The sequence below is a fragment of the Corynebacterium maris DSM 45190 genome, from assembly GCF_000442645.1.
GTDB classification, from domain to species: Bacteria; Actinomycetota; Actinomycetes; order Mycobacteriales; family Mycobacteriaceae; genus Corynebacterium; species Corynebacterium maris.
This window is the reverse complement of record NC_021915.1, coordinates 287,218-300,481: the sequence shown is the minus strand read 5'-3', so window position 1 is coordinate 300,481 and position 13,264 is coordinate 287,218. Positions and strand designations below refer to the sequence as shown.

The 13,264-nt window shown below is 69.7% G+C and carries 13 protein-coding genes; 7 read left to right on the top strand and 6 right to left on the bottom strand.

Features of this window, described 5'->3' with window-relative positions:
- The first annotated feature begins 326 nt into the window (after positions 1–326).
- From leuA to B841_RS13960, 3 genes are all read left to right on the top strand, one after another.
- Positions 327–2,174, top strand: coding sequence for a 2-isopropylmalate synthase (leuA, locus tag B841_RS01465; RefSeq protein WP_041631981.1), 1,848 nt, complete (start codon positions 327–329; stop codon positions 2,172–2,174).
- Between the two features lie 109 nt (positions 2,175–2,283).
- Positions 2,284–3,066: a class E sortase gene (locus B841_RS01460; protein WP_020933704.1), complete on the top strand. Its 783-nt coding sequence runs from the start codon at positions 2,284–2,286 to the stop codon at positions 3,064–3,066.
- Positions 3,067–3,219 (top strand): hypothetical protein, encoded by a 153-nt coding sequence (locus B841_RS13960; RefSeq protein WP_020933703.1) that lies wholly within the window; start codon positions 3,067–3,069, stop codon positions 3,217–3,219.
- A 13-nt stretch (positions 3,220–3,232) separates the two neighbouring features.
- On the opposite strand, the gene B841_RS01450 is transcribed toward B841_RS13960, so the two are convergent.
- Both B841_RS01450 and B841_RS01445 read right to left on the bottom strand, forming a co-directional pair.
- The gene (locus tag B841_RS01450; protein ID WP_245561069.1) at positions 3,233–3,748 is read right to left on the bottom strand and encodes a DUF2020 domain-containing protein; all 516 of its coding nucleotides are present in this window, start codon (positions 3,746–3,748) and stop codon (positions 3,233–3,235) included.
- Between the two features lie 86 nt (positions 3,749–3,834).
- Entirely contained in the window at positions 3,835–4,251 is a 417-nt protein-coding gene (locus B841_RS01445; protein ID WP_020933701.1) for a hypothetical protein, read from the bottom strand.
- Positions 4,252–4,319: 68 nt separating this feature from the next.
- On the opposite strand from B841_RS01445, the gene B841_RS01440 reads away from it, so the two are divergent.
- The 3 genes from B841_RS01440 to B841_RS01430 are packed head-to-tail and all read left to right on the top strand — an operon-like array spanning position 4,320 to position 7,513.
- Entirely contained in the window at positions 4,320–5,456 is a 1,137-nt protein-coding gene (locus tag B841_RS01440) for a hypothetical protein (RefSeq protein WP_020933700.1), read from the top strand.
- A 16-nt stretch (positions 5,457–5,472) separates the two neighbouring features.
- Positions 5,473–6,753, top strand: a complete 1,281-nt coding sequence (locus B841_RS01435; RefSeq protein ID WP_020933699.1) for a Mur ligase family protein — start codon at positions 5,473–5,475, stop codon at positions 6,751–6,753.
- Positions 6,746–7,513 carry a type 1 glutamine amidotransferase gene (locus B841_RS01430; RefSeq protein ID WP_020933698.1) on the top strand — a complete coding sequence of 256 codons (768 nt, stop codon included), beginning with the start codon at positions 6,746–6,748 and terminating at the stop codon, positions 7,511–7,513. Before B841_RS01435 ends, B841_RS01430 begins: the two co-directional genes overlap by 8 nt.
- 127 nt (positions 7,514–7,640) lie before the next feature.
- Here the strand turns inward: B841_RS01430 and B841_RS01425 are convergent, their stop codons facing one another.
- On the bottom strand, positions 7,641–8,192 hold the full coding sequence (locus B841_RS01425; RefSeq protein WP_041631685.1) for a gamma carbonic anhydrase family protein: 552 nt from the start codon (positions 8,190–8,192) through the stop codon (positions 7,641–7,643).
- Between the two features lie 179 nt (positions 8,193–8,371).
- Here B841_RS01425 and B841_RS01420 point away from each other — a divergent pair, with 179 nt between their 5' ends.
- Positions 8,372–9,547 carry an NAD(P)-dependent malic enzyme gene (locus B841_RS01420; protein WP_020933696.1) on the top strand — a complete coding sequence of 392 codons (1,176 nt, stop codon included), beginning with the start codon at positions 8,372–8,374 and terminating at the stop codon, positions 9,545–9,547.
- Here B841_RS01420 and B841_RS01415 read toward each other — a convergent pair.
- The 3 genes from B841_RS01415 to B841_RS01405 form a co-directional block, all read right to left on the bottom strand.
- The gene (locus B841_RS01415) at positions 9,544–10,203 is read right to left on the bottom strand and encodes a recombination mediator RecR (protein ID WP_020933695.1); all 660 of its coding nucleotides are present in this window, start codon (positions 10,201–10,203) and stop codon (positions 9,544–9,546) included. The genes B841_RS01420 and B841_RS01415 overlap by 4 nt on opposite strands.
- 75 nt (positions 10,204–10,278) lie before the next feature.
- On the bottom strand, positions 10,279–10,602 hold the full coding sequence (locus B841_RS01410) for a YbaB/EbfC family nucleoid-associated protein (protein ID WP_020933694.1): 324 nt from the start codon (positions 10,600–10,602) through the stop codon (positions 10,279–10,281).
- A 101-nt stretch (positions 10,603–10,703) separates the two neighbouring features.
- Positions 10,704–13,175, bottom strand: coding sequence for a DNA polymerase III subunit gamma and tau (locus B841_RS01405; protein WP_041631684.1), 2,472 nt, complete (start codon positions 13,173–13,175; stop codon positions 10,704–10,706).
- Positions 13,176–13,264: the final 89 nt, after the last annotated feature.

The window sequence follows — 13,264 nt, the reverse complement described above, 5'->3', positions numbered from 1 at the left end:
CCCGTCCGGGAGGCCATTTTTCTGCCCGCAGCCCCTCCCGGGTCTGGTGCTGCGGGTGAGCCGACCAGCCTTGGCGGTCGGGGCCTTGCCGCCCGCCCGGCGGGGTGTATCATCTGAGGTATGTTCTTCCGCGCGAACCTACTTCTTCTTCGCCGCGGCGGGTCTCAGGTCCTGTAACTCAGCGACCGGCACCCCGTCGCGGAGTTCGGTGTCGCCGGTCGCTGGCGCCGTTGCTTTGTCGCAGCGGTGAGATCCAGAAGGCTATTACAGTGAAGGCCATCTCCGGCCCCTGGCAGCCGACACAGACCCGACTGAAGGAAGAAACCATGAGCCCGAACGACGCTTTCATCTCCGCCCCCTCCGATATCCGCACCCCCAGCGGCGACATCCCGGCCGACCAGCCGGCGTGGAACAAACAGCGCCCGTCCTCTATGCCGGTGGGGCGCTACCTGTCCTTCGACCAGGAGGTCGAGCCGATCTCCCTGCCGGACCGCACCTGGCCGGACAAGAAGATCACCAGCGCCCCGCAGTGGTGCGCCGTGGATCTGCGCGACGGCAACCAGGCGCTGATCGACCCGATGAGCCCGGAACGCAAGCGCCGCATGTTCGAGCTGCTGGTCAAGATGGGTTACAAGGAGATCGAGGTCGGCTTCCCGTCCGCCTCGCAGACGGACTTCGACTTCGTGCGCGAGATCATCGAGAAGAACATGATCCCGGACGACGTCACCATCCAGGTGCTGGTGCAGGCGCGCGAGCACCTGATCCGCCGCACCTTCGAGGCCTGCGAGGGCGCGCAGAACGTCATCGTCCACTTCTACAACTCCACCTCGAAGCTGCAGCGCCGCGTCGTCTTCGGCAAGGACAAGGCCGCCATCAAGAAGATGGCCACCGACGCCGCCGAGCTGATCAAGTCCATCGCCGTGGACTACCCGGACACCAACTGGCGCTGGCAGTACTCGCCGGAGTCCTTCACCGGCACCGAGCTGGACTTCGCCCTGGAGGTCTGCGACGACGTCGTCGAGATCATGGGCGCCACCCCGGACAACCCGATGATCATCAACCTGCCGTCGACCGTGGAGATGATCACCCCGAACATCTACGCCGACCAGATCGAGTGGATGCACCGCAACTTCGCCCAGCGCGACTCCATCATCCTGTCGCTGCACCCCCACAACGACCGCGGCGAAGGTGTCGCGGCCGCTGAGCTGGGCTACCTGGCCGGCGCCGACCGCATCGAGGGCTGCCTGTTCGGCAACGGCGAGCGCACCGGCAACGTCGACTTGGTCACCCTGGGACTGAACATGCTGACCCAGGGCGTCGACCCGCAGATCGACTTCTCCGACATCAACCAGATCCGTGAGACCGTCGAATACTGCAACCAGCTGCGCGTACACGAGCGCCACCCCTACGGCGGCGAGCTGGTCTTCACCGCCTTCTCCGGCTCCCACCAGGACGCCGTGAACAAGGGGCTGGACGCCATGGCCGACGAGTACCGCCCGGGCGCCGACAGCACCGAGGTCACCTGGGAAGAGCTGCGCGAAACCGTCTGGGAGGTGCCCTACCTGCCGATCGACCCGAAGGACGTCGGGCGCGACTACGAGGCCGTGATCCGCGTGAATTCCCAGTCCGGCAAGGGCGGGGTGGCCTACCTGATGAAGACCGACCACGGCGTGGACATGCCGCGCGGACTGCAGGTCGACTTCTCCCGCGTGGTCCAGGAAGTCACCGACTCCGAGGGCGGCGAGGTCAACTCCAAGAACATGTGGGACATCTTCGCCACCGAATACCTGGACCGCTCCGACGCCGTCGAGCTGATCTCCGCCAAGGTCGAGAACTCCGAGACGGGGATCGACGACGCCACGATCACCGCCACGGTGAACCACGACGGCAAGGAAACCGTCGTCGAGGGCCACGGCAACGGCCCGATCGCGGCGTACGCCAACGCCCTGGAGAAGCTGGGCATCGACGTCGAGGTCGAGGACTATTCGCAGCAGTCCCGCACCGCCGGCGACGACGCCGAGGCCGCCACCTACGTCTACGCCGACGTCGACGGCGCCAAGGTGTGGGGCGTCGGCGTGGCCGGCTCCATCACCTTCGCGTCCCTGCAGGCCGTGACCTCCGCGGTCAACCGCGGCCAGGCCAACGCCATCGCCGTCCGCGGCGGAGGCGTCTAACCTCACTTCGGCCCACACAGATGAACCCGCGCCCGCGTCCTTCTCGAAGGATGCGGGCGTTGGTTCATCTCTCCTCCCTCGGTCCGCCCCTCAGATAAAATGTCCTGACATGACTACGCGCTCCCGCCCCAAGATCGGCGCCCGGCAGGTGCTCGGCGAGCTGTTGTTGACCGTCGGCGCCCTGGCGCTGCTCTTCGCTTTCTATGAGGCGTTCTGGACCAACCTTGCCTCGGGGCGGTTGCAGGCCGACGCCGACGCGGGCCTGGCGCAGCAGTGGGAGCAGGAGCGGGTCAACCCGCGCAGTGCGCTCACTCCGGAGCTGGGTGAGGCGTTCGCCCGCATCCACGTGCCCGCCTACGGCTCGGATTGGCAGTACGCGATCATGGAGGGGACCGACGAGGAGACGTTGCTGGCCGGGCCGGGCCGCTATGCGCAGACGCAACTGCCGGGTGAGGCCGGGAACTTCGCGGTCGCCGGGCACCGGGTGGGCAAGGGCGCGCCCTTCAATGACCTGGGCGCCTTAGAGGTCTGCGACGCGATCGTGGTGGAGACTCAGACGGAATGGATCACCTACCGCGTCCTGCCGATGTCCCACGACGGCGGCCAGCGGGCGGCGGAGGCGGCGGGCTGTTTCGCCCCGGACCAGGCCGAACGCCTGGCCACCGGGGAATATGCCGGGGTGCTCGGCCGCCACATCACCCTGCCGGGCGACGTCGGGGTGCTTGACCCGGTGCCGGGCCAGGGCGGGGCCGACGCGCCGGAGTCCGTGCTCACCCTGACCACGTGTCACCCGCAGTTTTCGAACCGGGAGCGCATGATCGTCCACGCCATGGAAGTGGAGACCCAGCCGAAGATCCCGGGCGAGCGGCCCGACGTGATGGAGGAGAACTAAATGTATCTGTGGCTGTGGCGGAAACTGCCCGGACCGACGGCGGTCAAGGCGGTCGTCGTGATCGCGGTGCTGGCCGTGGTCTTCCTGGTGTTGATGGAAATGGTCTTCCCGTGGGTGTCGGCGCAGATGCCGTACTCGGACGTCTCCGTCTGATTCGACCGACGCGTCACAGCCCCAGGTTGGCGATGGCCTCGAGGGCGATCTGCTCGGCCTTGAACGACTGCCCCTGGTTGGTGAATACGACGACGGCGACGGGCCCTGACTGCACGGCATAGACCGCGCCATCCACGTCCGGAACCCTGCCCCCGCCGCCGCGCCCGCCCATCCAGCCGGCGGGCTGGTCGGCGGGTTCGGTGTGGTCGACGGGTGCGGCCCAGTCCACAACGGCGGTGGCCTCGTCCTCATCCTGCAGGTGACGCACGATGACTTGGGCCTGCGGCTCGTCCGGGTAGGACCAGAAGACGCAGGCGGGGACGTCGAAACGCTCGTCGACGCCGACGGCGGTCATGCGTTGGCCGTTGGTCTCCGCGACCCAGTGGGTGTCCAGGTAGGGACACTCCGTCCAGCTCTCCTTGCCCGCCGGGACCTCCGGCGCCGCGTCGATCGGCAGGCCGGAGTCCAGCACCGGCGCAGACTCCGGGGTCGACGCCTGCGTCTCCTGCTCGGCGGCGGGTTCCTCCACCGGCGTCGTGGTGCACGCGCCGAGCAAAAGCGCCGCGCCAGAGACCGCGGCGATGAACCGGTAACGCAGGGAAGCACTCCCCGCAGTCACTGTCGCGCCGCGTTCGTCAGCGAGTCGCGGGTCTGCTCGATCAGGTCCATCATCGGGCGCATCGCCGGGTCTTCCCAGCGGCGCCGCACAGTGGCCAGCGGGTAGAGCATCAGTTCCTGGACCTCGCCATACAGGCCGATTTCGGCGTCGTCGCCGCGCTCCACGACGCACCACTGCAGGTCGAATTCCCGGCAGATCTGTTCGCCGAAGGCCACGGAGTAGATGTTGACCAGCATCGACGCGTCGCCACGCTCGTGGGCGGGCAGGGCGTGCCAGTCATCGCGGCTGGCGTCGAAGGACTCGGCCAACGCCTGCGTGGAGGACAGCAGCCCGGATTCCTGGGCGGTGAACAGGCGCGTGGCCAGCCACTGCGCCTCGTCCTCGGACAAGGCCATGACTTTGGGGGAAGACATGTCCCCACCGTAGCGCGACGCCCACGGTCAGGGCGCAGGTAAACGGTGGGCTGTTCTATGCTGAGACAATGACCACGACCACGGAGAAAGACTCTGACGCGGCCGCCCAAGACGCCGCCCCCTCCGAGCAGTCGCACGAGCAGACGCAGAAGAACAACCGCGACCAGCGCGCCGCGCAAGAAGAGCGCGAGCGTCGCCGCCGAGAAGCGGTGGCGGCGCACCCCTACGTGGCCCTCGTCACGCACGCCAGCGGCATCCACCCCACGACGTCCCGGCTGATCACGGTGGACGTCGTGACGTTCAACGAGGCCGGCGAGATCGGCGAGGACTTCCACGCCGTACTCGACCCGAACACCGACCCGGGGCCGAAGCACCAGCACGGCCACACCCGGGAGGAGATCGCGGCGGGGCAGCGTTTCTCACAGGTGCTCAAAACGCTCGACCGGCTCATCGACGGCCGCACCCTCGTCGTCCACCGCGCCCCGCGGACCTGGGGGTTCGTCGTCTCGGAGGCCCGGCGCGCCATGAACGCCGCGGCCCGGGCGAACCGTTCGCGCTCCCGCGGGCGGGGGCGTTCGCGGCGCCGGCAGCGGGTGGGGCATGTGCCGCGCCCGGAGCGGATCGTCGACACACTGGCGACCGCGCGTCGGCAAGCCACGCCCTTGACGGACACCCGCATCGCCGCCGTCGCCCAGCGCTACGGGCTGCCCGCCCCGTCGCCGGTCGCCTCCGTGGAGCGGGCCCAGCGCCCGCCGCAGGAGGTCGCCCGGGAGCAGACGCTGCTGGTGCGCGACCTGTTTTTCGCGGTGCGGGACGCCGGCCCGGTGGCGCAGCGCTCGCCGAAGGATCTGCGCGCCGACCGCTTCGGGCTGCAGCGCTCGCACGTGCGCGTCGACGCGGTGGAGGTGCCGCGGCCACGGCCGAACCCGGGGCGCTACCGCCCGGGGCATTCGCTGATCCGCGGGATGGAGGTCGTCGTCGCCCCGGAAGTCGAGATCGACCCGAACACGCTGATCGAGGCGTGCCTACGCGAGGAGCTGGTGTATTCGGAGAAGCTGACCAGGGAAACCTCGCTGGTGGTCTGCAACGAAACGACCGACCTGGCGGGCAAGGCGATGCACGCGGCGCGCAAGGACATCCCGCTGATGTCGGACGCCGCTTTCCTGGCGGCGGCGGAGCGGGTCAAGGAGCAGCCGGGCGCGTAGCGCTATTCTGTAGTACATGAGCGATTCTTCCCCCAGCAGACTGCAGCGCCTGCGCACGAAAACGGCCACCGCGGCAGCGAAACTCGCCACCGCCGCCTCGCGCGCCACGGGACGCGGGGCGGGCGGGATGATCGGCGGACTGGTCGCCGGCGCCCTGGACCCGACGATCATGTCCACCCTCGCGGCCGGCCGGCCGACGGTGCTGGTCACCGGCACGAACGGAAAATCCACGACCACGCGGATGCTGGCGGCCGCGATGCGCACCCGCCACACCCTGGCCACCAACGACGGCGGCGACAACATGGACGCGGGCATCATTTCCGCGCTGATGGAAGACGGCGACGCCAGCCACATCGTCCTGGAGGTCGACGAGCTGCACGTGCCGAGCGTGGCCGACAAACTCGACCCGGACGCACTCGTGCTGCTGAACCTCTCGCGCGACCAGCTGGACCGGGTCGGCGACATCAACAAGATCGAAAACGCCCTGCGCGGGGCGGTGGCGGCGCACCCGGACATGCTGATCATCGCCAATTGCGACGACGTGCTGATGACCTCGGTGGCCTACGACGCGGAAAACGTCGTCTGGGTCTCCGCCGGGGCGGGCTGGCTGGGCGACTCCGTCACCTGCCCGCGCACCGGCGGCCACGTCGTGCGCCACGAACACGACTGGTGGGCGGTGAAGAAACTCGCCGACGGCCGTGAGTTCCGCCGCCCCACCCCCACCTGGGAAATCACCGACGCCGGCATCGTCTCCCCCGCCGGCACGCGCGGGTTGGACCTGCGGCTGCCGGGCCGGGCCAACCGCGGCAACGCCACCCAGGCCGTCGCCGCCGCCGTCGAGGGTTTCGACGTGGACCTGGACCGGGCGATCGCGGCCACCGAAGACGTCGACAACGTCGCCGGCCGGTACGCCACCGTCCAATACGGCGACCGCCAGGTACACCTGCTGCTGGCGAAGAACCCCGCCGGCTGGCAGGAGGCGCTGACCATGATCGACCGCTCCGCCGACGGCGTGGTCATCGCCGTCAACGGCCAACAAGGCGACGGCGAAGACCTGTCCTGGCTGTGGGACGTGCGCTTCGAAGACTTCGACGGCACCGTCGTGCAGGCCGCCGGCGAACGCGGCACCGACCTGTCCGTGCGCTTGACCTACGCCGGCATCGAGCACGAGCTGTCCCCTGACCCGCTGGCCGCGATCCGGGCGTGCCCGGCAGGGCGCATCGAGGTCCTGGCCAACTACACCGCCTTCCGCGACCTGAAGAAGGCCCTGAACAAGGAGGAAGACGCCCATGGCTGATCGCCTGAGCATCGGTTTGATCCTGCCGGACGTGCTGGGCACGTACGGCGACGACGGCAACGCCCTGGTGCTGCGCCAGCGGGCGCGGTGGCGCGGCCTGGACGCAGAGATCGTGCGCGTAGGGCTCGGCGAGGCGGTCCCGAATGACCTGGACGTCTACTGCATCGGCGGCGGGGAGGACTCCGCCCAGACGCTGGCGGCCCAGCACCTGATCGCCGACGGCGGCCTGGGCCGGGCGGCGTGGGCGGGGCGCCCGATCTTCGCGGTCTGCGCCGGCCTGCAGGTCCTTGGCGAATCCTTCCGCGCCGGCGGCCGGGTCTACGACGGGGTGGGGCTTATCGACGCCACCACCGCCGCCATGCAAAACCGCGCCATCGGCGAAGTCGTCTCCACCCCGACCGGCCACGGTGCGACCGCCGAGCTGACCGAGCCACTGACCGGGTTCGAAAACCACATGGGCGCCTCCATCCTCGGCCGCGAGGCCAAGCCGCTGGGCAGGCTGCGCGCCGGCACCGGCAACATGGATGAGAGCACGTTTCTCGACATCTCCGACGGCCAGCAGCAGCGCGCTTCCGAGGGCGCGGTGCAGGGCAGCGTCATCGCCACCTACATGCACGGCCCCGCGCTGGCCCGGAACCCGCAGCTGGCGGACCTGCTCTTGGCGAAGGCGATGGGGGTGTCGTTGGCGGAGCTGGAGCCGCTGGAGATCGACGCGGTGACGGCGCTGCGGGCGGAGCGGCTGGCGGCGGCGCAGGGTTAGGGTCATGCGCCGCGTTACCCCATAGGCGTAACCCCATAGGGAGCAATTTTGCGTGCTCCGGCCGAGAAAAACGACGCCTATGGGGTTCCGCCTATGGGGCTACGGCGGAGAGACCCCCGCCCCGCGCTTAAAACCGCACCTCGTCCAGCGAAAGCCCCGGCCCCAGGTCGGCGTGTTCGCGGGCGAGGTCGACGTAGCGGCCCGCGTGCGGGATGAACGCCCCCGACTCCTCCGCGGAGAGCTCGCGGCGGACTTTGGCGGGCACCCCGGCGGCCAGCGCCCGTTCCGGAATCTCCTGCCCCTCCAGCACGACGGCGCCGGCGGCGATGAGCGCGCCCGCCCCCACCGACGAGCGCGAGAGCAGCGTCGAGGTCATGCCCACCATCACCCCGTCGCCGACGCGACAGGCGTGCACCAGGGCGCCGTGGCCGACGGTGACGTCCTCGCCGAGGACGCAGTCGGCGTCGCGGTCGACGTGCAGGACGGCGTTGTCCTGGATGTTGGCCCGGGCGCCGACGACGATGCGGTTGACGTCGCCGCGCAGGACGCAGCCGTAGAACACGGACGCGTCGGGGCCGATCTCCACGTCGCCGATGAGCACGGCGGTGGGCGCGACGAAGGCCGAGGCCGCCACGCGCGGGGTTTTGCCTGCGTAGGAAAGAATCAGGGGTCCAGTCATGCGGCCAGACTAGCGGGCCGCCAAGTCCGCCACCTCCGAAAATAGAATTACTTTCATAGACAAACGTGAGGACTCCCTCGAGTTATGGAAAATAATGTTATATCGGTCACAGCGTCAAGTCGGTGTGACGGTTTTCGTGGGTTACGATGTGCCAACCCAATCGATCAACCAGGAGAAGCATGACGACCGTGACGCCCCGCGACCAGCAGATCACCCAGGACGAGATTTTCGCCGCCCACGAGGGCGGCAAGCTCGTCACCAAGTCCACGGCGCCGCTGACGTCCATGCGCGACCTGTCCATCGCCTACACCCCGGGCGTCGCCGACGTGTGCCGCGCCATCGCCGAGGACCCCGCCAAGGCCCGCACCTACACCGGCGCCGGCAACACCGTCGCAGTCGTCTCCGACGGCTCCGCGGTCCTGGGCTTGGGCGACATCGGCCCGGCAGCCGCCATGCCCGTCATGGAGGGCAAGGCGCAGCTGTTCTCCGAGTTCGCCGGGCTCAACGCCGTGCCGATCGTGCTGGACACCCAGGACGTCGACGCCATCGTCGAGACGGTCGTGGCCATGGCGCCCTCCTTCGGCGGCATCAACCTCGAGGACATCTCCGCCCCGCGCTGCTTCGAGGTCGAACGCCGCGTCAAGGAGCGCCTGGACATGCCCGTCCTGCACGACGACCAGCACGGCACCGCCGTCGTAGTGCTCGCCGCCCTGCGCAACGCCGCCCAGGTCTTGGGCCGCACGCTGACCGACCTGCAGATCGTCATCTCCGGCGCCGGCGCGGCAGGGGTGGCCATCGTCGACATGCTGCTGGAGGCCGGGGTCACCGACATCGTCGTCCTGGATTCCAAGGGCGCCATCCACGGCGACCGCGCGGATCTGACCCCGGTGAAGAAGTCCCTGGCCGCGCGCACCAACCCGCGTAACGTCACCGGCGGAGTGGCCGACGCCCTCGACGGCGCGGACACCTTCATCGGCGTCTCCAGCGGCAACATCACCGAAGACCAGCTGCGCCACATGGCCCATCAGCCGATCCTGTTCTCCCTGGCCAACCCGACCCCGGAGATCCACCCCGAGCTGGCCGCCCGCTACGGCGGCGTCGTGGCCACCGGCCGCAGCGACCTGCCGAATCAGATCAACAACGTGCTCGCCTTCCCGGGCATCTTCCGCGGCGCCCTCGACGCGCAGGCCACGAAGATCACCCCGGAAATGCTGCTGGCCGCCTCGCGGGCGATCGCCGACGTCGCCGCCGAAACCCTGGACGCCGGGCACATCGTGCCGCAGGCGCTCGATGACCGGGTGGCCCCGGCCGTCGCCAAGGCCGTCGCCGAGGCCTGGGACAACGGGCAGAACTAAAACAAGGTCTGGCGGCCCGAGAGCGCGCGCGAGAGCGTCAGCTCGTCGACGAACTCCAGGTCGCCGCCCAACGGCATCCCCGACGCCAGGCGAGAGACCCGCAGGCCCGGGAAATCCTTCAGCAACCGCGCCAGATACGACGCGGTGGCCTCGCCCTCGGTGTTGGGATCCGTCGCCAGAATCACCTCGGTGATCTCCGGGGCCTTATCGTGCAGCGGTTCCTCCGGCGTCGAATCCGCCAGGGCCCGGTCCGGCAACACCCCGCCGATGCGCTGCAACAACTGCGAGACGGTCAGGTCCTTCGGGCCGATGTTCGCCAGCGGATCCAGCGCCCCGCCCAGCACGTGGTAGCGGCCGGTGTACTCGCCGGTGCGCTCCACGACCTGAATGTCCTTGGCTTCCTCCACCACGCAGACGGTGCCGCGGTCACGGCCTGAGTCGGCGCAGATCCGGCAGACCTCTTCGCGGGAGATGTTCGAGCAGATCCGGCAGAACGCCACCCCGTCGCGCACCGCCGCCAGGGCCTCGCGCAGCCGGTCGATCTCGTCGGGCTCCACCTTGAGCAGGTGGAAGGCGATGCGTTGCGCGCTTTTCGGGCCGACGCCAGGCAGCCGGGAAAACTCGTCGATCAGATCCTGGATTGGTCCCTCAAACACGTGCAGCGCCCACCCTTCACGGTAACTACTTTCTTAACCGTTCCAGGATAGGCGCTGCGGGCGCTGGCGGGGCAATTACATGAGGCTGCCGAAGGGGTTGTCGCCGCCCTGGGCCAACGGGCCGATCTTCTCTTCAGCCAGCTGACCGGCCTTCGCGTGCGCGTCCTCGTAAGCGCCGACGATGAGGTCCTGCAGCGTATCGACGTCCTCCGGGTCCACCACCTGCGGGTCGATCTTCACGGACTTGATCTCCGCGGAACCGGTCATGGTGACCTCCACCAGGCCGTTGCCGGCGGAACCGGTGACGATGGAGTCCAGGATCTCCTGCTGGGCCTGCTGCATCTGCGCCTGCACTTCTGCGGCGCGGGCGAGGATCTCGTTCATATCCGGCTGAGTCATGGGCTAAGTCCTTTCATCGGGTGTGTCGCGTAACCAGGGCCATCCTACAATCACCGGGCCCGCGGGGCCGGGCTGATCGCGCAGGGCGTACGGCCGGTCTTCTACAGCTTGCGCGCCCCCAGCTCGTCGTGCAGTAGCTGCGACGCGATGTCCAGCGCGTCCCGGCGGTCGCGCTCCCCCGGCGTCTGGGCTTCTTCGGCCATCATGTCTTCTTCCTCGGCGCGGCTGAGCGGTCGGGCGGGCGGCTGCTGAGGCTGCTGCTGCGACTGCGACTGAGCCCCCTGCGCGGGTGGTTGGCCCTGTTGTCCCCGCTGGCCCGGCGGCCGAGCGGAGGTGCGCGACAATTCCGACGGGTCGACCGGGGCGTCTTCCGGTGCGGGCGGCGGCCCGCCGCCCTCGTAGTCCGGGCCCGGTTCCGGCGGCAGCGGCACACCGTCGTCGAAGGCCGGGCGCTCCCGGCGCTGCCGGGACAGTTCCTCGGCGCGCTGGGCTGCCTGGGCAGCGGTGGCACGCCAGTCGTTGGCGGGCGTCGCCGGCGGTTGCTGGCGCTGCGGCTCAGGCGCCGGCGGCTCCTGCTGCTGCGGCGCCGGGGCCGGTGCCGTCGGCTGCGGGGCCGGGACAGGCTGCGACCGCTCAGGCTGCGCGGCCTGCTGCCCGCCGAGCGGGGCGGGCGCGCCCCAGCCGGAAGCCTCCTGCGCAGGCTCCTGCCGCTGCGGCGGAGTCTGCTGCTGGCCGCCCAGGCGTGCCGGGGCGCCCCAGCCGCCCGTGGGTCGTTCAGCGGGTCTCTCCGGCTCCTCGTCCGCCTCCGCGGGCTCGGGACGCTGGGCCGGGGGCGCGCCCTGGGGTTCGCGGGCGCCGGGTTGGTTCGGGTTCCACGTCGGCTGCTGCGGGGCGGCGCCGGCGGGCGGGAAACCCGCGGCGGCCGGGTCGGTGCCGATGACGCACTCCACCGTGAGGGGACGCTCGGCGGCGTCGGAAACCACGGCGGCGACGTCAGTGTTGCTGCTGGGGTCGTTGATCCGCTGCGCGAGCGCGCCGGTGTTGTGGCCGAGCACCACGGTGTCCCCGCGCAGGCCGAGGATGCGTGCCTCGGCGAGCATGATGCCGGCAGTGCGGTTTCGCTGGCTGATGTCTTCGCGCAGCGACGCCCACCGGGTACGGAGCTTCTCGACGACCGCCTCGGCGCTCTCGGCTGGCTGCGGCTCAGCGGCGGGCGCAGGCTCTCCTGCGGGTTCGGGTTCCGGCGTGGGTTCCGGCTCTGGTGCAGGCGTAGCTTCCGGTTTCGGTTGCTGCGGCGCGGGCTGCGGTTCCGGGCGTGTGCGCTCGGGGCGCTTGGACGGCTCCTTCGGCTCCGGCCGTTTCGGCGCCGCCTGCTTCGGCGTCTCGGTGGGCTGCTCGCGGCGGCGGGCGTTGACGGCGGCGGTGGCGGCGGCTGCCGCGGCGTCGCGGTTGCTGGGGGCCACGGGCGTGGGCGTCGGGGCTGCGTCAGCGAGCAGGTGGGCGCAGAGAATCTCCAGCAGCAGGCGCGGGGAGGTCGCGCCGCGCAGGTCGGCGATACGATCGTTGACTTCGCCGGCGAGCCGGGCCAGCTGCGCGGTGGTGAAGCGCTCGGCTTGGGCGGTGAGCACCCCGGCGCGGTCGGCGGGCGCCTCGACCAAACCGAGGTCGAAGGCGGTGGGCACGGACTGCAGGATCATGAGGTCGCGCAGGCGATCGAGCAGGTCGAGGGCGAAGCGGCGGGGCTCGTGGCCGGCTTCGATGACGCGGTCGACGGTGGTGAATAGCGCGGCGGCGTCGTCGTCGGCGAGGGCGGTGATCGTGTCGTCGATAAGCGTCAGGTCGGTGACGCCCAGCAACGGCAGCGCCTTTTCGTAGGTCAGCCCCTCCGGTCCGGCGCCGGCGAGCAGCTGGTCGAGCAGGGAGAGGGTGTCGCGCGGGGAGCCGCCGCCGGCGTTGATGATCAGCGGGTAGACCGAGTCCTCGACGTAGGAGGATTCGGCGTCGGCGACGGTGGTGATCAGCTGGCGCATGGACTGCGGGGTCAGCAGCCGGAACGGGTAGTGGTGCGTGCGCGAGCGGATGGTGCCGATGACGTTTTCCGGCTCGGTGGTGGCGAAGATGAAGATGAGGTGCTCCGGCGGCTCCTCCACGATTTTGAGCAGGGCGTTGGAGCCGGCGTCGGTGATCATGTGCGCCTCGTCGATGATGAAGACGCGGTAGCGGAATTCGGCGGGCGCGAATTGGGCGCGGTCCCGGAGTTCACGCATGTCGTCGACGCCGCCGTGGCTGGCGGCGTCCATCTCCATGACGTCGAGGTTGCCCGAGCCCCCAGGAGCAAGGGACACGCACGACGCGCATTCGCCGCAGGGGGTCGACGTCGGCCCCTCCACGCAGTTCAACGAACGCGCGAGGATGCGGGCGGAAGAAGTCTTTCCGCAGCCGCGGGGGCCGGAAAACAAGTAGGCGTGATTGATGCGGCCAGAGTCCAGCGCCACCGACAACGGGTCGGTGACCTGCTCTTGACCGATCACTTCAGCAAACGTCGCAGGACGGTATTTCCGGTATAAAGCCACGCATCAGAGCCTACCCGGCGCGCGGTCCCACCCCGCCCTCCCCTTAAAGCGGCGACACTGCCCGGCGCGCTGCGCTATGTTCAACCTCA